The 21,897-nt window shown below is 35.4% G+C and carries 22 protein-coding genes; 6 read left to right on the forward strand and 16 right to left on the reverse strand.

Annotated features, from left to right (window positions below):
* Positions 1-100: 100 nt before the first annotated feature.
* Positions 101-904 carry a class I SAM-dependent methyltransferase gene (locus ULVI_RS14050; RefSeq protein WP_068593426.1) on the forward strand — a complete coding sequence of 268 codons (804 nt, stop codon included), beginning with the start codon at positions 101-103 and terminating at the stop codon, positions 902-904.
* A 52-nt stretch (positions 905-956) separates the two neighbouring features.
* Here ULVI_RS14050 and msrA read toward each other — a convergent pair whose 3' ends face one another.
* The 3 genes from msrA to ULVI_RS14065 form a co-directional block, all read right to left on the reverse strand.
* Positions 957-1,640: a peptide-methionine (S)-S-oxide reductase MsrA gene (gene msrA, locus ULVI_RS14055; RefSeq protein ID WP_068593427.1), complete on the reverse strand. Its 684-nt coding sequence runs from the start codon at positions 1,638-1,640 to the stop codon at positions 957-959.
* 109 nt (positions 1,641-1,749) lie between these two features.
* Entirely contained in the window at positions 1,750-2,532 is a 783-nt protein-coding gene (locus ULVI_RS14060) for a zinc ribbon domain-containing protein (protein ID WP_068593428.1), read from the reverse strand.
* Between the two features lie 3 nt (positions 2,533-2,535).
* Positions 2,536-3,630, reverse strand: a complete 1,095-nt coding sequence (locus ULVI_RS14065; protein ID WP_068593429.1) for a Nif3-like dinuclear metal center hexameric protein — start codon at positions 3,628-3,630, stop codon at positions 2,536-2,538.
* A 177-nt stretch (positions 3,631-3,807) separates the two neighbouring features.
* Here ULVI_RS14065 and lpxK point away from each other — a divergent pair, with 177 nt between their 5' ends.
* A complete protein-coding gene (lpxK, locus tag ULVI_RS14070; protein ID WP_068593430.1) occupies positions 3,808-4,821 on the forward strand; it encodes a tetraacyldisaccharide 4'-kinase in 1,014 nt (337 codons plus the stop codon).
* On the opposite strand, the gene ULVI_RS15355 is transcribed toward lpxK, so the two are convergent.
* The 7 genes from ULVI_RS15355 to ULVI_RS14105 all read right to left on the reverse strand — a co-directional run bounded on the left by ULVI_RS15355 (position 4,818) and on the right by ULVI_RS14105 (position 12,195).
* Positions 4,818-7,004, reverse strand: a complete 2,187-nt coding sequence (locus ULVI_RS15355; RefSeq protein ID WP_241780997.1) for a response regulator — start codon at positions 7,002-7,004, stop codon at positions 4,818-4,820. The genes lpxK and ULVI_RS15355 overlap by 4 nt on opposite strands.
* 114 nt (positions 7,005-7,118) lie before the next feature.
* Positions 7,119-8,117, reverse strand: a complete 999-nt coding sequence (gene gap / locus ULVI_RS14080) for a type I glyceraldehyde-3-phosphate dehydrogenase (protein ID WP_068593431.1) — start codon at positions 8,115-8,117, stop codon at positions 7,119-7,121.
* 6 nt (positions 8,118-8,123) lie between these two features.
* Entirely contained in the window at positions 8,124-8,996 is an 873-nt protein-coding gene (gene lipA / locus ULVI_RS14085; RefSeq protein ID WP_068593432.1) for a lipoyl synthase, read from the reverse strand.
* Positions 8,997-9,104: 108 nt separating this feature from the next.
* Positions 9,105-10,316 (reverse strand): Nramp family divalent metal transporter, encoded by a 1,212-nt coding sequence (locus tag ULVI_RS14090; protein ID WP_082830883.1) that lies wholly within the window; start codon positions 10,314-10,316, stop codon positions 9,105-9,107.
* Positions 10,313-10,885, reverse strand: coding sequence for an RNA polymerase sigma factor (locus ULVI_RS14095; protein ID WP_068593434.1), 573 nt, complete (start codon positions 10,883-10,885; stop codon positions 10,313-10,315). The genes ULVI_RS14090 and ULVI_RS14095 overlap by 4 nt, the downstream gene beginning before the upstream one ends.
* The gene (locus ULVI_RS14100) at positions 10,876-11,970 is read right to left on the reverse strand and encodes a glycosyltransferase (RefSeq protein WP_068593435.1); all 1,095 of its coding nucleotides are present in this window, start codon (positions 11,968-11,970) and stop codon (positions 10,876-10,878) included. The genes ULVI_RS14095 and ULVI_RS14100 overlap by 10 nt, the downstream gene beginning before the upstream one ends.
* A 21-nt stretch (positions 11,971-11,991) precedes the next feature.
* Positions 11,992-12,195 carry a membrane or secreted protein gene (locus ULVI_RS14105; protein ID WP_068593436.1) on the reverse strand — a complete coding sequence of 68 codons (204 nt, stop codon included), beginning with the start codon at positions 12,193-12,195 and terminating at the stop codon, positions 11,992-11,994.
* A gap of 86 nt (positions 12,196-12,281) precedes the next feature.
* Here ULVI_RS14105 and ULVI_RS14110 point away from each other — a divergent pair, with 86 nt between their 5' ends.
* Positions 12,282-12,881: a fasciclin domain-containing protein gene (locus tag ULVI_RS14110; protein WP_068593437.1), complete on the forward strand. Its 600-nt coding sequence runs from the start codon at positions 12,282-12,284 to the stop codon at positions 12,879-12,881.
* Positions 12,882-12,902: 21 nt separating this feature from the next.
* Here the strand turns inward: ULVI_RS14110 and murB are convergent, their stop codons facing one another.
* Both murB and ULVI_RS14120 read right to left on the reverse strand, forming a co-directional pair.
* Positions 12,903-13,916, reverse strand: a complete 1,014-nt coding sequence (murB, locus tag ULVI_RS14115) for a UDP-N-acetylmuramate dehydrogenase (RefSeq protein WP_068593438.1) — start codon at positions 13,914-13,916, stop codon at positions 12,903-12,905.
* Positions 13,916-15,106 carry a pyridoxal phosphate-dependent aminotransferase gene (locus ULVI_RS14120; RefSeq protein ID WP_068593439.1) on the reverse strand — a complete coding sequence of 397 codons (1,191 nt, stop codon included), beginning with the start codon at positions 15,104-15,106 and terminating at the stop codon, positions 13,916-13,918. Before ULVI_RS14120 ends, murB begins: the two co-directional genes overlap by 1 nt.
* 102 nt (positions 15,107-15,208) lie before the next feature.
* Between ULVI_RS14120 and ULVI_RS14125 the strand changes: the two genes are divergently transcribed.
* Positions 15,209-16,555 carry an aspartyl protease family protein gene (locus ULVI_RS14125; protein ID WP_197463518.1) on the forward strand — a complete coding sequence of 449 codons (1,347 nt, stop codon included), beginning with the start codon at positions 15,209-15,211 and terminating at the stop codon, positions 16,553-16,555.
* Between the two features lie 56 nt (positions 16,556-16,611).
* On the opposite strand, the gene ULVI_RS14130 is transcribed toward ULVI_RS14125, so the two are convergent.
* On the reverse strand, positions 16,612-17,007 hold the full coding sequence (locus tag ULVI_RS14130; RefSeq protein WP_068593441.1) for a DUF1573 domain-containing protein: 396 nt from the start codon (positions 17,005-17,007) through the stop codon (positions 16,612-16,614).
* A 129-nt stretch (positions 17,008-17,136) separates the two neighbouring features.
* Between ULVI_RS14130 and ULVI_RS14135 the strand changes: the two genes are divergently transcribed.
* Together ULVI_RS14135 and ULVI_RS14140 are read left to right on the forward strand one after the other, a co-directional pair.
* On the forward strand, positions 17,137-19,767 hold the full coding sequence (locus ULVI_RS14135) for a valine--tRNA ligase (RefSeq protein WP_068593442.1): 2,631 nt from the start codon (positions 17,137-17,139) through the stop codon (positions 19,765-19,767).
* Positions 19,768-19,874: 107 nt separating this feature from the next.
* Positions 19,875-20,117, forward strand: coding sequence for a hypothetical protein (locus ULVI_RS14140; protein WP_068593443.1), 243 nt, complete (start codon positions 19,875-19,877; stop codon positions 20,115-20,117).
* A gap of 72 nt (positions 20,118-20,189) precedes the next feature.
* Here the strand turns inward: ULVI_RS14140 and ULVI_RS14145 are convergent, their stop codons facing one another.
* From ULVI_RS14145 to ULVI_RS14155, 3 genes are read right to left on the reverse strand one after another with little or no spacing between them, the layout of a single operon-like run.
* The gene (locus ULVI_RS14145) at positions 20,190-20,456 is read right to left on the reverse strand and encodes an acyl-CoA-binding protein (protein ID WP_068593444.1); all 267 of its coding nucleotides are present in this window, start codon (positions 20,454-20,456) and stop codon (positions 20,190-20,192) included.
* Positions 20,453-21,103: a phosphatidylserine decarboxylase family protein gene (locus ULVI_RS14150; RefSeq protein ID WP_068593445.1), complete on the reverse strand. Its 651-nt coding sequence runs from the start codon at positions 21,101-21,103 to the stop codon at positions 20,453-20,455. The genes ULVI_RS14145 and ULVI_RS14150 overlap by 4 nt, the downstream gene beginning before the upstream one ends.
* Entirely contained in the window at positions 21,093-21,896 is an 804-nt protein-coding gene (locus tag ULVI_RS14155) for a phosphatidate cytidylyltransferase (RefSeq protein ID WP_068593446.1), read from the reverse strand. The genes ULVI_RS14150 and ULVI_RS14155 overlap by 11 nt, the downstream gene beginning before the upstream one ends.
* Between the last annotated feature and the right edge of the window lies 1 nt (position 21,897).

Below are 21,897 nucleotides of genomic sequence, written 5' to 3' on the forward strand. Positions count from 1 at the left end.
AAAGTAATAAGCATTCGAAACCTTATGAGGTAATTAGTGTGGTGGATTATGATTTCAGCCTACATTAAAATTCTTTGCTACCTTCGTAAAAAATATAGCAATGGATCATATAAAAGCTTTTCAAGTGAACAAGGAAACATGGAACAAAAAAGTTGCAGTACATGCGGCAAGTTCTTTTTATAATATGGAAGCTTTTAAAAAAGGTGCTTCCACATTGCAGCAATACGAACTGGAAGCTTTAGGTGATGTCTCTGGGAAATCACTTTTACATTTACAGTGCCATTTTGGTCAAGATACTCTTAGTTGGAGTAGGAAAGGGGCTATATGTACTGGAGTAGATATTAGTGATGAAGCAATAAATCTTGCTAGAAAATTAACTAACGAATTGAGCTTAGACGCAACATTTGTTTGTTGTAATGTGTTGGATAGTTCTAGTTTTATTTCTGAAACTTTTGATATTGTTTTTACGAGTTATGGTGTTATAGGTTGGCTGCCAGATTTAAAACCTTGGGCCAAAATGATTGCTGAACGATTGAAACCTGGTGGGCTTTTTTATATGGTAGAGTTTCATCCTATTGCTTGGATGTTCGATTATGAAGTCTCACCACCCGTTATGAGGTATGGGTATAACCAAACAGAAGCGATATATGAAGAATATAAAGGTACTTATGCCGACGAGCAAGCGGACATTGTTACCAAAGAATACGGTTGGAACCATGGATTAGGAGACGTGCTTTCTGCTCTTTTAGACGCAGGACTTTCAATTGAGTTTTTAAAAGAGCATAACGAAAGCCCCTACGATGTTTTTCCTAATTTAAAGAAATCCTCCCCTGGGATGTTTGCGCTCGATAATTCACTTTATCCATTAGTGTATGAGATTAAAGCACTAAAGACAAATAAATAAGGCACTGTCGTAAACAATGCCTTATCTCTATATATTAATATGTTACTCTAAATTAATGAGCAGCACCTTCTTTTAGTAATTCTGGATATTTTTTAGCAAAACGTTTAAATCTTGGAATAGAAACATTTTGAATATAAGGATTATTAGGATTGTTTTTCTCGTAGTTTTGATGATAATCTTCACCTATCCAAAATTTTTCAAACGGTAATACTTGAGCGGCAACTTTTCCTTTTCCAACTTCTTTTTCTAAAGAAGCTATTTTAGAGTCTATAATAGTTTTTTGCTCTTGATTCTGATAAAAAATTATAGATCGATATTGTGAGCCATTATCGGGTCCTTGGCCATTTACTTGAGTGATATTTTGAGACCCAAAATAGACATCGACTAAGGTTTTAAAAGAAACAACTTTTGGATCGTATATAATTTCAACGGCTTCGGCATGGCCGGTTCGTCCGGTATTACTTGACTCGTACGTTGGATTTTCTGTATGTCCACCACTATAGCCAGATATAGATTCTTTTACTCCTTTTACACTTTCATATACAGCTTCAACGCACCAGAAACAACCACTTGCAAAATACGCTTTCGAAAGTCCGTCTTGGACCTCTACTTCAACAGGTGTAATTTCTTTTTGCGCAGTTGCTTCTAATTCTTTGTTCTTATCGTTAGATGGTTTACATGCGCCAGGAATAGCAAAAAGTAACGTAGCAATGAGAAGAAATGATAGGTTTTTCATAATATTTATTTTTTTTGTGAGTCGGTAATACGAGTCGTACCTTTCTTATATAAACGAAAAAAAACCCTCACTGGATGTGAAGGTTTTGTTATAACTTATGAAAGGAAGCTTATTTTACTTTCGAAAATAATGCATCCATTTTTTCTTTTTCTTCTTGTGCAAGCTCTGGATCTACTAAGATACGTCCACTGTGCTCATCGGTAATAATTTTTTTACGCCCTGCAATTTCCATTTGAACTTGTGGAGGAATGGTAAAGAAAGAACCACCAGAAGCACCACGTTCTACGGGTACTACAGCTAATCCGTTCTTTACATTACTTCGAATACGCTTATAAGCCTTTACCAAACGTTCCTCAATTTGTTTTTCAAATTTTTCAGACTCTTTAATAAGTGCTTTTTCTTCTTTTTCAGTTTCAGCAAGAATTTCATCTAATTCTCCCTGCTTGTGTTTTAAGTGATCTTGACGCGCAGTAAGACGTTCTTTCGTCTCTTCGATAACTTGTTTTTTCTGTTCGATCTGAGCTTTAAATTCTTTGATGTGCTTTTCTGCTAATTGCATTTCCAATTCTTGGAATTCAATTTCTTTACTAAGCGAATTATACTCTCTATTGTTTCGAACATTATCCTGTTGAGCGGTGTATTTCTTGATCAGCGTTTTCGCTTCTTCAATACCGTTCTTTTTTTCTTTGATATTGTTCTCAATAACTTCAAGATCGGCGTTTAGCTTCTCCATTCGAGTATTCATTCCGGCCACTTCATCTTCAAGGTCTTCTACCTCTAAAGGAAGTTCTCCTCGAACATTTCTAATTTCATCAACTCGCGAGTCGATTAATTGAAGGTCGAACAATGCTCTTAATTTTTCTTCTACCGTAATTTCAGTTTTTGCTGCCATATATTAAGAATAGCTAATAGGATTGGTGTTTGTTTGTGATAAAACGACTGCAAAATTAGTGATTTTTTTTGTAAGCGCATCATGTAAAAGGTCTTTTGTGAATTGTTCACTTTCATAATGCCCAATGTCTGCTAAAAGAATGGAACTTTCAGCTTTAAAAAAGTCGTGATATTTTAGGTCTGCAGTGACAAAGGCATCGGCTCCTGCTGCCTTGGCTGCATCTATAGCAAAACTGCCACTTCCACCTAAAACTGCCACTTTTGTAATTAATTTTCCTGTAGTATGTGAATGTCGAACACAATCTGTTTGCATAGAATCTTTCAGAAATTTTAAAAAAGCTGTTTCAGATTTAGCAGTTTCAAAACTTCCTACCATTCCCATACCAATTTTTTGGTTGGTATTTTCTAAAGTTGTTATCTCGTAAGCAACTTCTTCATACGGATGTGTTTTCCGAAGTGCTTTTAAAATGATACTTTGTTTATGACTTTCGAATGTTACTCCTAATTGCGTTTCTTCTTCAAAATGTGTTTCTCCTTTACGTCCCTTCACAGGATTTGAAGCATCATTGCCTTTAAAGCTACCAACGCCTTCTGAAGAAAAACTGCAGTTAGAATAATTCCCAATGTCTCCAGCTCCAGCTTCAAACAAAGCATTTCGTACTGTTAAAGCATCCTCTTTAGGGACATAGGTAACCAACTTTTTAATGGTTCCTTTTTGCGGAAGTAAAATGGTTCTGTTTTTTAAATCAAGTTTTTTGCAAATCATTGCATTCACCCCATTCCATGCGTTGTCTAAAGCAGTGTGGATTGCGAAGATATGAATGTCGTTTTTAATTGCTTTTTGTACTACGCGTGCTACATAGGTTTTTCCAGTAATTTTTTTAAGTCCGCTAAAAATAATAGGATGAAAGCTAACAACTAAATTGCACCGATTGGCGATTGCTTCATCAACTACGGCTTCTAAAGTGTCTAAAGTTACGAGAATCCCTGTGATTTTTGCTTTAGAATCTCCAACCAATAAGCCAGTATTGTCGAAATCTTCAGAATAGGAAAGAGGAGCAATTTCCTCCAATATATGGATGACGTCTTGTACAATCATTTTTAAAATTTTAGTAAAGATAACAGATTCTATTTTTTACTTCGGAAAAGACATCGATGATTTTAATTGAACGGAACGATTCATACTTTTAGAGGAATTTGTACTTTCGTCACACAACAGGAATACAACTGAAAGGACCATTGCTTCATTTCGTTGTAAAAATTAGAACCTCTTTTCATGAAATTACTTCGGAAACTTTTATTTCCTTTTTCGATTCTCTACGGAATAATTACGTGGCTTCGAAACTTTTTTTATGACATTGGTTGGTTAAAGAGTACCGAATTCGACATCCCTGTTGTTTGCGTAGGAAATCTTTCTACGGGAGGAACTGGGAAGTCACCAATGATCGAATACCTCATAGAATTGTTACAACAAGAGTATCGGGTAAAAGTATTAAGCAGAGGTTACAAGCGGAAAACAACCGGTTTTCTTGAAGTTGAGGTTACACATACTGCTTCAGAAGTGGGGGATGAGCCTCTTCAGTTTAAAAAGAAATTTCCTAATATTATTGTTGCAGTTTGTGCGGACAGACGTACGGGGATTTCAAAACTTAAAGAAAATGCAGATGTTATTTTATTAGATGATGCCTTTCAGCACCGAAAAGTAAAGCCTTCGACAAACATCTTGTTAACTCCTTTTAACGATTTATACATACACGATTACATGCTGCCTACTGGAAATCTTCGGGAGCCTAGATCGGGTGCAAAACGTGCTGATTTTATTATTGTAACTAAGTGTCCCGAAGGAGTATCGTATGCAAAATTGCAGGAGGTTGAATTGGCTTTAAAGAAAAAAGAAAATCAGAAAGTTTATTTTTCTAAAATAGGGTACGATGCGATGCTTTATGGGGTTTCAGAAATACTTCCAATAGCATATTTAGCCAATAAGTCTTTTACCCTAGTTACTGGTATTGCCAATCCTGCTCCATTAGTTGAGTTTTTAAAGCGACAGAATTTCTCATTTGACCATGAGAAATTTCCAGATCATCATCATTTTACAACTTCGGAAATAGCGCGTCTTAAACAAAAAGATATTATTCTTACTACTGAAAAAGATTATGTAAGATTGCAACCCTCTCTACAGAAATTTGCGTTGTATTACCTGCCAATTAAAACACTTATATTAAGAGAACAATCAGAGTTTTTGAATAGATATGTAAAACAACATATTGATGTGAAGCGCCTTAGCTAGGTAGAAGTAACAGGGAATTTTTTCCCATCTAATGTATGGTAGATTTTCTCGAAAAACTCTTCGGTTTTAAATGGTTTTGGTATGATTTCGTTAAATCCAGCACGGTAAAAATCATCTAAATTTTCATCGATGGTTACAGCGGTAAGGGCAATAATTGGAATTTCTTTATTAAAATCACGAATTTTTTGAGTGGCTTCGATACCACTAATTCCTGGCATATGGATATCCATTAGGATAATGTCGAAGTTATTTCGCTCTACCAACTTAATTGCATCCATCCCGTTATCTGCAACTTGACATTCCATTTTGTTCTTTTCAAGAATTTTTTTGGTAATCATCTGGTTGATCTTGTTGTCTTCAACCACCAGCACAGTTTTATTTTCTAATGCAGTATAATCTATATTGAAAGAACTGTTGTTTTGAACGTTGCTTTTTATTTGTGATTCGGAAACTTCAAAAGGGATGTTAAACCAAAATTTAGAGCCTTGTCCAAGATTACTTTCCAGATGAATTTTACTATTCATTAATTCTAATAAGTTCTTTACAATGGAAAGACCAAGACCTGTCCCTCCAAACTTTCGGTTAATTTGTAAAGAACCTTGTGAAAAAGTTTCGAAAATACTTTTTTGCTTTTTCTTCGAAATTCCTACGCCATTATCTTGAATTTCAAAATGAAGCATCACCTTATTGTTGGTTTGCTCTACTTTTTTAACGCGAATATAAATATCTCCGTTTTGTGTAAATTTTACAGAGTTCCCAACAAGATTAATTAGAATTTGAGAAAGCTTTAAGGGATCACCCATTAGGTTTTCGGGAACTTTTTCGTCAAATTCGAAATTTAATTTGTTTTTTCTGTCTTCCGCCGATTTTCGCAATGCAATTAATACATCGTTAATGTGTTTTTTAATGTTGAAACTTCTTTTCTCTATTTCAACTTTATTAGCCTCCAATTTGTTGAGGTCGAGTATGTTATTGATAAGTGATAAGAGATACTCTCCAGAGAATTTTAGGGAGTTTAAGTGTTCTTTTTGATGCGCTTTCGGGTTTTCTTCCATTAATAAATGGGTAAGACCGGTAACCGCATAAAGAGGGGTTCTTAACTCATGAGTAATCGTTGAAAGAAATTGTGCTTTGGCGAGTGAAGCTTTTTCTGCTTTTTCTTTAGCAAGTTGTAATTCGCTGTTTTTGTCTTGTAGTAGATCGTTTGCCTTTGCTCTTAAATTATTGTTTTTATATAATGAAAGCGTTAATAACGATAAAATCACAATTAAGGCAATAGCAAGTCCTGTTGTAAGTTTATTAACATTAATAGATTTTTGTTTTTTATCTAACTCATCTTTTTGAGCTGCAATTGTTGCAGTAAAATCGCCAATATTAGATTCAGATTCTGCAACTTTAGAAATTGCATTCATGTATACTCTATTAGTAGAATCATGCCGGGTATTGTACTTTTTTAATAGGGTATAAGCTGCTGTGGTTTGGTTTTTAAGTGCTGCGATATTTGAAGCAATACGGTAACTTTCAGTTTTAAGTTTGGGATAATTGTCTAAATCGATAATTGCATTAGCGGTTTCTAAAGATGTTTCTGCTTCCTGTATTTTATTCTCAACTGTGCTATCCTCTAAGAGGGTTAAGGCATCTGCTTTATTAAGGTATGATAGTGCTGTTTTGTAGCGCATATCGTCGGATGTGAAAAATGGAATTCCTGCGTCGAAATAATTAATTGCAGTTTTATAATTTCCTTTTTTTAATTCTAATATACCCCGACCCATAATAACGTTAGCCTGCTCCGCTTCGTTATTTAAGCTAGTGAAAATCCCATCCGCTTTATTAAAAAACGCTTCTGCTTGAACAAAATCACCCTTTTTGGTTAGAATGAAGCCATTCATTGTGTAGCTTTTTCCAAGTATGTTTAAATCTGAGGTTTTTGTTTGATCTGTACTTTTTTGGATGTATTTAATTCCTTTATCAAGCTCAGAAGCGGCTTTATTGTAATTCTCAAGATAGTAGTGAAGCAGTGCAACAATTCTTTTTATATCGCCCCGTAACAAGTTGTCCTTTTTTAATATTGCCAATTGATTTGCAGAGTCTAAATGAACTATAGCATTTTCAAAATCTTGAGATACAATGGACTTGCTTGCAAGCTGTTGATGATGTTTTATCAATGAGGTAGTATCTTGCACAGTATTTTGACCATGCAAAAGAAATGAGATAAAAAAGCACGCCAAGAGGGGCATCACCATCTTATGTGATCGAAAAATTAGACGCATTTATCTGTAGTTAGGCGATAAATATAGTCATTTCCTCGATATTTGTAGAATTAAATCTACTAATCTTGAGGAATAACCAATTTCATTATCATACCAGCCAATAATTTTTACCATTTTTCCTATAACCGATGTCATGCCAGCGTCGAAAATACAGGAATGTGGGTTTCCAACAATATCTATCGATACAATAGGGTCTTCGGTATATTGTAATATCCCTTTAAGATGTGAAGTAGATGCGGTTTTAAAAGATTCGTTAACTTGATGTATACTCACTTCTTTTTTTACATTTATAGTAATATCAGTTAATGATCCATTAGGGACAGGGACACGTATACCACATCCTCCAATAGCATTTGCCAGGTCAGGGAAAATTTTTGTTAAGGCTTTTGCCGCACCCGTAGTAGTAGGTACAATAGATTGTCCTGCAGCTCTTGCTCTACGAAGATCTCGGTGAGGTTGGTCATGCAAACTTTGGTCGGTTGTATACGAATGGACCGTAGTAATGTATGCTTGCTCAATACCGCATAAGTCGCGGATTACCTTAAGCATGGGTGCTGCATTATTAGTGGTGCAAGAGGCATTCGAAATAATAGTGTCATTACCATCAATAATCGAATCGTTTACCCCTAAAACAACTGTTTTAATATCATCTTCGAGTGGAGGTACTGAAAGAATTACTTTTTTGGCACCATTTTTTAAATGATATTGAAGCTCTTGTTTTGTCTTAAATTTTCCAGTGCACTCGAGGACAATATCAATACCCTCCCACGAAAGCTTTTCAATATTTTTTTCTGAAGTAAAATGGAATTTTTTATTTCCTACTTGAATACTGTTGGGTGTGGCTGAAACATCGTTTTGTAGTACTCCATGAATACTATCGTATTTTAGAAGGTGCGCTAAGGTGGAAGCGTTAGATAGATCGTTAACAGCTACTACTTGTATAGAAGGGTGATTTAGAAGCAACCTAAAAACATTGCGTCCAATACGACCAAAACCGTTAATTCCTATGGTTATGGTATGTGCCATGAACTTTTATGTAAGGTGCTTTTGTGCTTTATACGATGAACGAACCAATGGACCACTTTCCACATGACGGAATCCCATTTCTAAACCAATAGTTTCGTATTTTTTAAATTGCTCGGGTGTAATAAATTCTTTTACAGGTAAGTGTCTTTTGGAAGGTTGTAAGTATTGTCCTATGGTAACAATATCTAACCCAACTTCACGAAGATCTGTCATGGTTTGTAATACTTCATCTTCTTGTTCCCCAAGGCCAAGCATGATCCCACTTTTAGTTCTTTGTATTCCCTGATCTTTTAAATAACGCAGTACTTCAAGGCTTCGTTCGTATTTTGCTTGAATTCGAACTTCGCGTGTTAATCGTTTTACGGTTTCCATATTGTGAGAAACCACTTCTGGATTCACAGCAACAATTCGATCGATATTTCTATTCACACCTTGAAAGTCTGGAATTAAAGTTTCTAGGGTTGTATCTGGATTCATTCTGCGAATCGCTTTTACTGTTTCAGCCCAAATTATCGATCCCATATCTTTAAGGTCATCGCGATCTACCGATGTGATTACCGCATGCTTAATGTCCATGATTTTTATAGAGCGGGCTACTTTTTCTGGCTCGTCCCAATCTACGGTGTCTGGTCTTCCTGTCTTAACGCCACAAAATCCACAGGAGCGTGTGCAGGTGTTTCCAAGGATCATAAAAGTAGCGGTTCCTTCGGTCCAGCATTCTCCCATATTAGGGCAGCTTCCCGAGGTACAAATAGTGTGAAGGTCGTATTTGTCTACAAGTCCTCTTAGTTCGGTATATTTCTTTCCGGTAGGTAACTTAACACGCAACCATTTTGGCTTCGGATTTCGTTTCGGTATGTCTAAAATTTCTGTGCTCATAAGGTAGCACAAAGATACAAATAAAAAGCCCCTAAAACATAAATCTGAAATTGGATTTACTTCAGAAGAAATACGATTTTTTTATACGATATGTATTAACTTTAGTATTTATAATAAGGTGCTGAGATACCATCCGCTAAAAATAATTAGCAGTAAAATACCGCACAAACTAAAAGTTTTCATTGCTTTTGAAGGTCTGGCAGATTCCGGAGTATGAATTCCTGTAAGTAATATGTAATTAGAAATCGCATAAAAAGGCGCTGTTAAAAACGATAAAATTGTTGCTATTTTTATAAGGGTGCCCATTTCGGATACTAAAAAGAAAAAGATTCCTAGCGTTCCCATAACGAGAATGAGTAACCAAATAAGATAGCCTTTTTTATAAATCTTTCCACTTAAGATTTCACTTGTAGTATGCATGACCCTAGGAGAAGCATCGAGTGTGGTAAGTGAGGTGCTAAACATAGTGGTGAGTGCAGCAATACCTATTATTATTTTTGCTCCTTCCCCTAAACTATACGAATACATGGAAATTAATTGGTTGGCAAATTCCCCTCCTTTTGGGGAAAAACTGGAGCCATTTCCAAACATCACTAAGGCTCCTAATGCTAAAAAGCCCATCGCAAGAACAGTGGTTACAATGAAACCAATATTAAAGTCGAAGCGGGATTGTTTATTAGTAATTGAAGGGTCAAGCTTTTTCTTTTCTACTGCCCAAACCGATTGCCAAATAGAAATGTCTAATGGTGCAGGCATCCAGCCCATAAATGCTATGAGAAAGGCAATAGAAACAGGATCTTTAGGAAGAATTTGTTTAAAGCTTATAGCTGTTTCTGGTTGAATCGCCAAAATTACTGCAACTAAGGTGCTTACGGTAAGCGAGATTACTATATACTTCATAAGAGTATCTAATACCTTATAACGCCCTATAATTAATATAGTGAAACAGATTGCGGTAATAATCGCTGTCCAAAATACGACAGAGCCAAAACCAAATACCGACGCAGCGATTCCTGCTGTAACAACTGTAACGGCAGTTTGAATGGTGAACATTGTAGCGAATGTAAGCAGGAAATAACAGATAAGTACTCCTTTGCCCAATTTGCGATATCCGTAAAGTAAACTTTCTCCGGTAGCTTGTGCGTAACGAGATCCGAATTCAAAAAAAGGATATTTAATAAAATTTATTAAAAGTAATGCCCATAGTAGCCCGAATCCAAAATCTGCTCCTGCTCGTGTAGATTGTACCAAATGAGAAACTCCTATTGCTGCACCAGCAAACAAAAAACCTGGGCCTAGTTTCTTTAAGGTTGCAATCAATTTTTTCTTTTTTCGGTAATAATTTCGGCGAGTAATTTTCGTGCCCTAAGTAATCTAACCTTTATGTTATTTAAGGGTTCGTCAAGCGCTTCAGAAATTTCTTTATAACTCATTTCATTAAAATAACGAAGATTAATAACCTCTTGATAAGGAGTCTTTAGTTGCTTGATAAATCGAAGTAATTCTGCCAGATTTTGCTCGCCAATTAATTTATCTTCGGGGGATGGAGCATGATCGACAATTTTTTGAAGATGTTCTTCGGAAGTGTCGGTAACATGTGCATACAACAATGCATTTTTTTTCCGACTCTTATCGATTTGAATATTTTTTGAAATAGCAACTAACCACGTACTGAAAGTATACGTTTCATTAAAACTTTCAATTTTATCGAAGGCTTTAGCAAAAGTTTCAATAGAAATATCTTCTGCTTCATATTCGTTGTTAACACGTTTTAATTGAAAGCCGAAAACTTCATTCCAATAGTGATCCAACAAGAATTTAAAAGCAGATTGTTTTCCTAATTTTGCTTGTTGTATTTGATGTAAAACCGATTCTTTTCTTATTTCCACTGTGCAGGTTTTGAGACCTTATTAGAAATAAAGATACTCATTTGCATCCATACTAAAAACAGTTCCCAGAGAGGCAGAAAATAGAGCAAATCTTTTTCATTTAACTTACTAGCTGCTTTACCTATCACAATGAATTGAACTAGAAAGCGAAGTGTTACAAGGGCTAACGGAATTTTCCAATCTATTAGAAAAAAGCAAACTATACCTAGAACCCAGAAAAGTAGGTTTGAAGTGTAATAAAGTGCGAGTAGTAGTTTATGTTTTAATTTGTAATGTGATGCAGTTGTGGCATGCCTTCTTTTTTGAAGCTTCCATGCTTTCCACGTTTTCTTCGGAATAGAATACGTAAAAGAAGATGGGTTTGTGGATAATGCTGTATTGTTTTTAGTGGCTACTTCGTTTACAAAAAGATCATCATCTCCTGAAGACAATTTAATATGAGACATAAATCCATTATTACCGTAATATAGATCACTCGTATATGCAAGATTTCTCCCTACCCCCATGTAAGGAATTCCTGCATTCGCATACGAAAAGTATTGAACGGCGGTCATAAGAGTCTCAAAACGTATTAACCTATTTAAAATTCCTTTTCTTTTCTGATAAGCACCATAACCCAAAACGAGCTGTTTTTCTTCGGAAAATCGTGATGCCATTTCTTTTAGCCATTGCTTAGATGCAGGGCTGCAATCGGCATCTGAAAAAACGAGTCGCGTATTTACTGCACGTTTTAATCCCAATGTTAGGGCATATTTTTTATTAGCCCAAAAAGCTTCAATGTTTTTTACATTTACAACTTTTATGCGGGAATCTTTTTCAGCAAAAGATTCGATAACCTCGAGCGTGTTATCTGCAGACGCATCATTTATAAGAATAATTTCGAAATCGGGATATTCTTGTGCTTGCCATTCAGGGATGTATTTTTGAAGATTTTCAGCTTCATTTTTTGCGCAGATGATTAGAGAAACGGGGGGTGTTTCCGAAGAAATTACTTCAGGGGTTGTAGCAAAAGAAAAGCGAGAGAAAAGAATAAAATAACAACAATTTATAAAAACAACTGCTGCAAACACGTAAAGTAGCACCATACGGTTGGTAGAATTTTTAGATTATGTGTGTGCCTCTTCGTTACAGTCTTTAAACTCATCGGGAGTTTTACCGCAAAATCCACAAGCTTCGCCATCTTTATTTAAAAAAGGGCTTTGGCTTGCACACGTACCTGCAAATTTACCATCTTTCTTAGCCCAAATCTTAATAGCGATACCGGCAACTCCTAAAAGTAATAATATCAATGTGATAACTAAAAGTCCCATGTGTATAATTTTGCTGCAAAAGTACAATCTTTCTTACTGTTTTGCATCCATTTTAGTTAATTTTAGCACTTAAATTTAGATAGTATATGAAACGCTTTTTTGCTTTTCTTTTTGGTTTTGCAGTATTAGGAGTAAGTCTAAGTTGTAAAGAAAAAACTACAAAACCTATGCCTGCTTCAGAAGCGGTTAAAACTCCTGTGGTAAATAAAGTTTTAATAGATACAACGTTGCTTTCCGAAGAAAATATTTCTGAAAGTTTGTATGAAAAAATGAATAACATTTCAGAATTAAAAAATTTTCAACAAGCTCTTAAAGGCACCGAACTTCAAGAACAAATGCAATACAAAAAAGGTCCTTTTACAATATTTGCGCTTTCTAATAATGTATTTGGTTTCGAAATGGTAGATTCCTTACGAACTCAATCTATAAACGACTCTGTGGTGGAAGAATTAGCTCGGCAAATAATTGAAGAAAAAATAACTTCTATCGACTTAATTAGAAGGCTTAAAAAAGTAAAAGGTGCTTTGGTATTATATTCTCTTTCTAAAGAAAATATGAATATTTTACGTTCAGATTTTGATATTTTTATTTCTACCGCTAAATTAAAGAGGGCTCGTTTGGGTAAAACAGATATAGAGGCTTCTAATGGTATAATTCATATCGTCGACTCTGTTTGGAATAAATAATCGAAATTCTCAATTACTTATTTAAAATACGTTTACTTCTGGTTCAATGTAGATTGCAAAATCTTCTTTTACTCTACGTTGAATTTTCATGGCTAATTCCCAAATCTCTTTACCTGTCGCATTTCCGTAATTCACTAGGACCAAAGCTTGGTTTTTATGTACTCCTGCATCTCCAAATCTAAGTCCTTTAAATCCTGCTTGTTCGATAAGCCAACCTGCAGGAATTTTAAATTCGGTGGGAGAAACCTCGTAAAAAGGAGCGGTGGGATGCTCCCTTCGAAACTGCCGAAAAGTTTCTACGTCGATTACAGGATTTTTAAAAAAACTCCCGCTATTACCCAATTTTTGGGGGTCGGGTAATTTCGATTGTCTAATTGCAATCACTGCATTAGAAATTGCTTTAATGGTAGGTGTGTCGCAATTTTGCCTAACAAGTTCTTCTTGAATAGCACCATACGAAGTTGCTAAAATGTGATTTGTTTTTGTAAGTCGGAAAGTGACACTAGTAATGATATACTCACCTTTAACTTCATTTTTAAAAATTGAATTGCGATATCCGAAGTTACATTCTTCTTTGCTAAAATCACGTTCGTTTTGATCGTGTATTGAAATTGCATGGCAGCTAACGAAACTGTCTTTTAATTCGACACCATAAGCACCAATATTTTGGATTGGAGCTGTACCTACATTACCAGGAATGAGAGATAGGTTTTCGAGTCCGCCGTAACCATTTTCAGTACAATACAGTACAAACTCATGCCAGTTTTCACCAGCCATACACTCAATAAGCACTTCGTTGTTATTTTCTGAAAGAATTGTTATTCCTTTTAAATTTAAGTGAATAACAAGAGCTTCAATGTCTTTCGTAAGTAGCATATTACTGCCACCACCTAAAACGAATAGAGGGTCATTTTTATGTTCAGAAAGTACTTGTTTTAATTCTGAAACTGATGTAACCGAAACATACGATTGTGCAGTACAATCGATTCCGAAGGTATTGTGCTTTTTTAAAGATTTTTGCTGTTCAATACGCATTATTCGTTGTATTCCTGTAGCGCAATTTTCAAAATATTTACAGCTGTTATTAGACTTTCTTCTTTAAGGACGTAAGCGATCCTAATTTGGTTAAGTCCAACATTTTTACTCGAATAAAATCCAGCGGCAGGAGCCACCATGATCGTTTCTCCGTTTACATCGAAATCTTCTAAAAGCCATTGAGCAAAAGCGTCGCTGTTTTTTATTGGAAGTTCTACAATACAATAAAAAGCACCTTTGGGATGACCAACTTTCACACCTGGTATCTCTTCTAATTTTGCGATTAGTGTATTTCTTCGTTCTGTATATTCTGTTATTACATCGTCGAAATAACTTTGTGGTGTCTGCAATGCGGCTTCACTTGCAATTTGAGCGAAGGTTGGTGGGCTTAACCGTGCTTGGGCAAATTTTAAGGCAGTCGTAATTACTTTTTTGTTTTTAGAAACAAGGCAACCAATACGGGCACCGCACATACTATAGCGTTTTGAAACCGAATCTATGATTATAGCGTAATCGTCCATACCTTCTTCTTCGAGTATAGAATAGTGCTTAGAACCATCGTAAGTAAATTCTCGGTATACTTCGTCTGCAACCAAAAATAGGTCGTGTTTTTTAACCATTTCGGCCAATTTCTGAATCTCCTCTTTCGAATATAAATATCCCGTTGGATTTCCTGGGTTGCAAATAAGAATTGCCTTTGTTTTTGGAGTAATTAATTTTTCGAACTCTGAGATGGGTGGAAGGGCAAAGTTGTTTTCAATCTTAGAAATTACTGGAACAATAGTTACGCCCGAAGCAGTTGCAAAACCATTATAGTTTGCGTAAAATGGCTCTGGAATAATCACTTCGTCATCCACATCACAAATACTACCCATAGCAAAAAGCAATGCTTCGCTTCCGCCTGTTGTTACAATTATATCCTCGTGAGTAGCTGGAATATTTTTAGATTGATAATATGCTGCGATCTTTTTTCGATACCCTTCAGAACCTTCAGACCTGGTATAGGCTAAAATCTCAAGAGAATGATTTGTTACTGCATCCATTGCTATTTGAGGAGATTTTATGTCGGGTTGACCAATGTTTAAATGGTACACGGTCTTGTTCGCTTTATAAGCTTTTTCGGCAAACGGAACTAACTTTCTAATAGGTGATTCCGGCATGTTTTGACCTTTATTAGATACTGCAGGCATAGCGTTTAATTTTAAAAGCAAAGTTGCAAAATATATTTTATAAATCGCTATTCGACGAGGTTCTTTAAGAAAAAAAAGATTATCTTCATAGAGATGTATGAAGTGAGAAAAATAGCAGGCTGTTTTTTTCTAGCGGTTTTTTTGTTGTTACTTCCCCTCAACGGAACCTCTCAAAATCGTTTTGTTCTGGATGAAGGAAAAAAAAGTGACCGTATTGCCTTCAAATTACTAAATAATTTAATGCTGATTCCTGTTACCATTAATGGTGTAGAGCTTACATTTTTATTGGATACTGGGGTTAGCTCTACCATACTTTTTGGTGCTGCCGTCCAAGATTCGTTACGTCTTCAAAATAAAAAATCTATTAAGATTCAAGGGCTGGGACAAAACGGTAGTGTCTCGGCATATAAAAGTGTAAACAATAAAATTAAAATTGGAGCAGCTTACGATTTAAACCATTCACTTTATGTTGTATACGATGAATCCTTAAATTTCTCACCTAGAATGGGAGTTCCAATCCATGGTATAATTGGTTACGATTTTTTTAGAAGCTTTTTAGTGCGCACAAATTATATGTCAAAAACTATAAAGTTTTGGGATCCGAGAAATCATGATTTCAAGAATTGTCGTAATTGTGAATCTTTTGATATTGTGCTAAATAATAAAAAACCATTTGTTACCACAAAAATGACGATTCAAGACAGCATGAAATACACAACGCTATTAGTTGATTCAGGTTCTAGTGATGCAGTATGGTTGTTTGATGAATTCAATGTTTTTTCTAACGGACCAACGAAATATTTTGAAGATTTTTTGGGATTAGGACTTAGCGGAGATATTCATGGAAAAAGGTCTAGAATACAGCAATTAAAATTAGGTGATTTTGTTTTAAAAGATGTTCATGTAGCCATTCCAGAGGCAGAATCGATTGCAAAAGCTCGTAAGTATGCAAAACGTGATGGGAGTCTAGGAGGAGAGTTTTTGAGACGATTTACTGTTTTTTATGATTATCCAAACAATCGTATCAAGCTTAGAAAAAACAGCAATTTTTCAGATCCTTTCCATTATAATATGAGTGGAATTACTGTAGCCCATGATGGTATTGAAATGATAAAAGAGAAATTCTCTTCTTTTAATTCGTCAGACTATTTTACCGATCGTGCCGGTCAAAGTCAGCAATATACAGGAGTGAGTCTCGTGGAAGAATCACGTATTGTATTAGTGCCAAGATATATTATTGCAGCGGTGAGTAAGGGATCGTCTGCGGCAAGAATGGGATTAGAGGTCGGCGATGAAATAATTGAAATTAATGGTGCGGCAGCGCATAAAATGCAACTTTCTGAACTCAACGAACTATTTCGTTCTAAAGAAGGAAGAACGGTTACATTGCGTGTAAGAAACAATAACGTTGAGTCGAAAGTAAAAATTACTCTTAAAAAAATACTATAAAAAAAACCAGTCTCGATAAGAAACTGGTTTAAATTTAAAATAAAATAATAGAAAGATTATTTTGTCTTTTCAAGAACGCTTTTATCGGCTCCCATAACTTCACCTTTAATTTTCAAGGCTTTTATAGGTTCGTCTGCATTAGAATATACAGTTACGGTCTTTCTAATTGGACCCACACGATTTGTGTCGTATTTAACTTCTATTACTCCCGAATCACCTGCAGCAACTGGTCCTTCTGGTTTCTTTGGTACAGTACACCCACAACTTGATTTTACGTCAGATATAATAAGTGGAGCATCTCCAACATTCTTAAATTCAAAAACACGAACTCCGTCGCTTCCTTTCGAAATACTACCGTAATCGATCGTTTCAGATGTAAAGCTAATTTTAGCCTGTGCATTAGCAGCAAAACTAACTAGTGCTACAACAGCAATTAAAACTAATTTTTTCATAATTTCTAATTTTTAGTACATGTAAAAATAGGCATCTTTTAAGCAATCTGCAAAATTAGTTATTCACTTTTATAATCATACAGATATAACTACTTTTGCAATCTACTATTTCAAAAATCAGACCAAACTATGGCTTTAGAGGCTACATATAATTCGCAAACTGTTGAAAAACGCTGGTATTCCTACTGGATGGAACATAATTATTTTCACAGTGAAGTAGATGAGAGGGAGCCTTATACCATTGTAATTCCACCACCGAATGTGACGGGTGTACTTCACATGGGGCATATGCTAAATAACACCTTACAGGATGTACTAATAAGACGTGCACGCTTAAAAGGTTTTAATGCATGCTGGGTGCCTGGAACAGATCATGCTTCCATTGCTACGGAGGCTAAAGTTGTAGCAAAACTGAAAAGTGAAGGAATTAATAAAGAAGACCTTACTAGAGAAGAGTTCTTAAAGCATGCTTGGGACTGGACTTACAAACATGGAGGAATTATTTTAGATCAATTAAAACATTTGGGAGCCTCCTGCGACTGGGAACGTACAAAGTTTACGATGGATGACGACATGTCAGCTTCAGTTATAAAAGTGTTTATTGATCTATATGAAAAAGGAAATATTTACCGCGGATATCGAATGGTAAACTGGGATCCTGAAGCGAAAACTACACTTTCTGACGAAGAAGTGATTCATATAGAAAAGCAAGGAAATTTATATTATTTAAACTATAAAATTGAAGGGTCTAACGATACACTTACTATTGCGACCACTCGACCCGAGACTATCTTGGGTGATACTGCTATTTGTATTAATCCGAACGATGAACGCTTTACTCACTTAAAAGGTAAAAAGGCAATTGTCCCTATCTGCAACCGTGTAATTCCCATTATTGAAGATGAATATGTTGATGTTGAATTTGGAACAGGATGTTTAAAAGTAACTCCTGCACATGATGAGAACGATAAAGTCCTTGGTGATAAGCATGGTCTCGAAGTGATCGATATTTTAAATGAAGACGCTACATTAAATAGCTTCGGAATGCACTATCAAGGAAAAGATAGATTTGTAGTTCGAAAAGAAATCACGAAGGAGTTAGAGGCGATAGGAGCGCTTCAAAAAATTGAAACACATACCAATAAAATAGGAACCAGCGAACGTACAGGGGCGGTTATTGAGCCACGATTAAGTGACCAATGGTTTCTTAAAATGAAAGAACTGGCACAACCTGCGTTAGATGCAGTACTCGAAAAGGAAGTAAATTTAGTTCCAGAGAAATTTATTAATACCTACCGTCACTGGATGGAAAATGTCCGTGACTGGAACATCTCACGACAATTGTGGTGGGGACATCAAATTCCCGCCTATTTTTACGGAGATGGAAAAGAAGATTTTGTGGTGGCAGAATCGCTAGAAGCTGCAGTGCCAAAAGCACAAAAAAAATCTGGAAATAGCGCGCTTACAGCTTCTAACCTAAAACAAGACCCAGATGCATTAGATACTTGGTTTTCTTCATGGTTATGGCCCATGAGTGTCTTTAATGGTATAATGGAGCCTGATAATAAAGAAATTAATTATTACTATCCAACAAATGATCTTGTCACTGCTCCAGAAATTCTTTTCTTTTGGGTGGCACGTATGATCATTGCTGGATACGAATACCGAGGTGAAAAGCCTTTTAATAATGTATATTTAACAGGTATTGTGCGCGATAAGCAACGGCGAAAAATGAGCAAGTCGCTTGGTAATTCGCCAGATCCTATCGAATTAATGAAACAATACGGTGCCGATGGAGTTCGTGTTGGAATGTTATTAAGTTCTCCGGCAGGAAATGATCTTATGTTCGACGAAGATCTTTGTAAACAAGGTAGTGGCTTTGTAAATAAAATTTGGAATGCTTATCGTTTAATTGATGGATGGGAAATTTCAGAATCTTTAGAAGAAACAGATACCTCTAAGATTGCATTAGATTGGTATCGTGCGAAATTTCAAATGGCATTAGCAGAAATTGAAGATCATTATAGCAAATACAGAATTAGCGATGCCTTAATGGCAACTTATAAATTGGTTTGGGATGATTTCTGTTCTTGGTTGCTAGAAATGGTAAAACCCGGATACCAACAACCAATTTCGGGAAAAACCTTCCGAAGTATTATTGAGATTTTTGAAGACAATCTAAAGGTGTTACATCCCTTTGTTCCATTTATTTCTGAAGAATTATGGCAGCATATTGCAAAACGTACTCCGAAAGAGGCGTTAGTTGTTTCACAATGGCCAGAATTAAAGCCAATTAATGAAACACTTATTAAGGAATTTGAGTTTGCTTCAGAAGTGATCTCGGGCATTAGAACCATTCGGAAACAAAAAAATATTTCATTTAAAGAAACAATTTCCCTTCACATTATAAATAATGATAATGCAACCACTACGTTTGATGCTGTTATTCAGAAACTAGGGAACATTGATGTATTGACGTATGTTTCAGAAAAAATAGAGGGTGCACTTACATTTCGTGTAAAATCGAATGAATATTTTGTTCCTATTGAAGGTGCCATTAATGTGGAAGAGGAAATTGAAAAACTTTCTGAAGAATTAAAATACACAGAAGGTTTTCTAAAAAGTGTACAAGGGAAATTGAAAAATGAGAAATTTGTATCAGGGGCTCCTGAAAAAGTGGTAGCAATGGAAAAACAAAAAGAGGCAGATGCCCTTGCGAAAATTGAAACATTAAAAACGAGTCTTGCGGGGCTTCAATAATAGAAATCTCTTCAATTGCGTTAAAAACTCTTAAATTGTTTTAAAAGGCAGTTAATTACTTGTTAGGTGATTAATCGTGATGGTATATTGTTTAAAAATATAAAATCATGGATCAGTCTAAATATGACCAAATGCAAGGAATGCTTGCGAAGCTTGAAGATGTTAAGAATAGTCAAGAGAGCATTATCGATAAAATTAACCACATAATTACAGATCTTTTTCAGAACCCTGATTCAGAACTGGAAAAAGCGATGGAAGCGGCACATCAAAAAGCTTCAGATAATGTCGAAAAAATCAATGAGGCAATAGAAACCTATGAGATTAAATTTAATAAGGCTCAACAGGCTTAATTATATTTTCTCACTAATTCTAAAGGACTACAGTTATGTGGTCCTTTTTTTATGCTATGAATTTAAGTTGTGCTATTTTCGATATAAAAAATAATGGGTAACAGCTTCGATATAAAGAATTTTTGCTTCATCTGGTTCTAAATTCTTTGTTTGAAATAGTGCATTGGTTTTGAAAGCACTTATAAGCGGATTGCTGCTTGAAGGGAGGTCGTTAGAATTTGTAGCTCTTTTATAATACGCATAGAGGCGTAAAAGAAAATCGGCTGGAAAGGGTTTCTCGTGATCATTAATACTTTTTACAGCATTTTTAAAAGCGATATCTATTTCTTCGGATGTCATTTTGAAGCAAGTACTGTAAGTCCGCCTTTAACTTTTTCGTTAAGTTTTACATTTAGTTTGCTGCCTAAAGGTAAGAAGACGTCAACTCGAGATCCAAATTTAATAAACCCACTATCTGATGCTTGTGCAACTTGTTCGCCCTCTTTAGCATAATTTACAATTCGTTTGGCTAATGCACCTGCAATTTGGCGGTGTAAAATATCTCCAAAATTTTTTGTTCGTACCACTACGGTAGTTCGCTCGTTTTCTTCGGAAGATTTTGGATGCCACGCCACTAAAAATTTTCCAGGATGGTATTTGCTAAATACCACTTCACCTCCTACAGGATAACGAGTAACATGCACATTTAAAGGGGACATGAATACAGAGACTTGTAGTCGTTTTTCGTTATAATATTCTTTTTCAAAGACTTCTTCAATAACAACCACTTTACCATCCACTGGAGAAAGTATTTGAAGATCACTTGCGGAAAAAGAACGTTTCGGATTTCGAAAAAATTGAAGAATTAGTACCAACAGTGCTATGAGTGTAATTACAATACCTCCTTTAATTATTGAATCTTCAATAAAATAATTAGCAGCTAGACTAAAGGCTATGACAATACCCAATGTGCCTAAAATAATTTTATGTCCTTCTTTATGAAACATACTCTACAATTTCTAAAAATGCATATATAAAAGGGCTCGAATAAATAATACTGTCGAGACGATCGTACAAACCTCCATGACCAGGCATTAAAACACCGCTGTCTTTTACTCCTGCCTGTCGTTTAAACTTAGATTGTATGAGGTCTCCAATTGTTCCAAAGATAGATGCCATAAAAGCAATCCCGATCCAAACCCAAAGTTCGTAAATATTGGTATACTTAAAGATAATAAAACTTGTGATAACCGCCCCTAAAAGTCCGCCAACAAATCCTTCTATTGTTTTTTTAGGAGAGATACGTTCTAAAAGCTTGGTTCGACCGAAATTTTTACCAATTAGATATGCAAACGTATCATTTGCCCAGATGAGTATAAATACCCCAACAACAATTGTTGGTATAAATTCACCAGTAACCATAGGGATTAAGGTTAAAAAGACAAACCCACTAATTATATATAAAACAACTGTTACATATTTTTTCTTTTCGAACATAGGGATTTTATTTACCCATAGAACATCTTTAAGGAGAAATAAATTTACAAACCCTGAAAGAATTAAATATACGTACACGGCATTCATTTCAAACGTATCATAACTTAAGAAATATAGTGCAAGTCCTAATAGAGCATACGCAAGGTAGCTTGTTAAATGTACTAGTTTTAAAAATTCACTTAAGGTAATAACGGCGAGTACTAAGAAGAGTCCCATAAACCATTCACGCGAGGTGAACATTGAGAATAGTACTATTGAAATGTATAGTGCTCCCGAAAGGGTTCGCACAATAAGTTCCTTCATA

Origin of the sequence: Cochleicola gelatinilyticus, assembly GCF_001637325.1 — a bacterium.
GTDB classification, from domain to species: Bacteria; Bacteroidota; Bacteroidia; order Flavobacteriales; family Flavobacteriaceae; genus Cochleicola; species Cochleicola gelatinilyticus.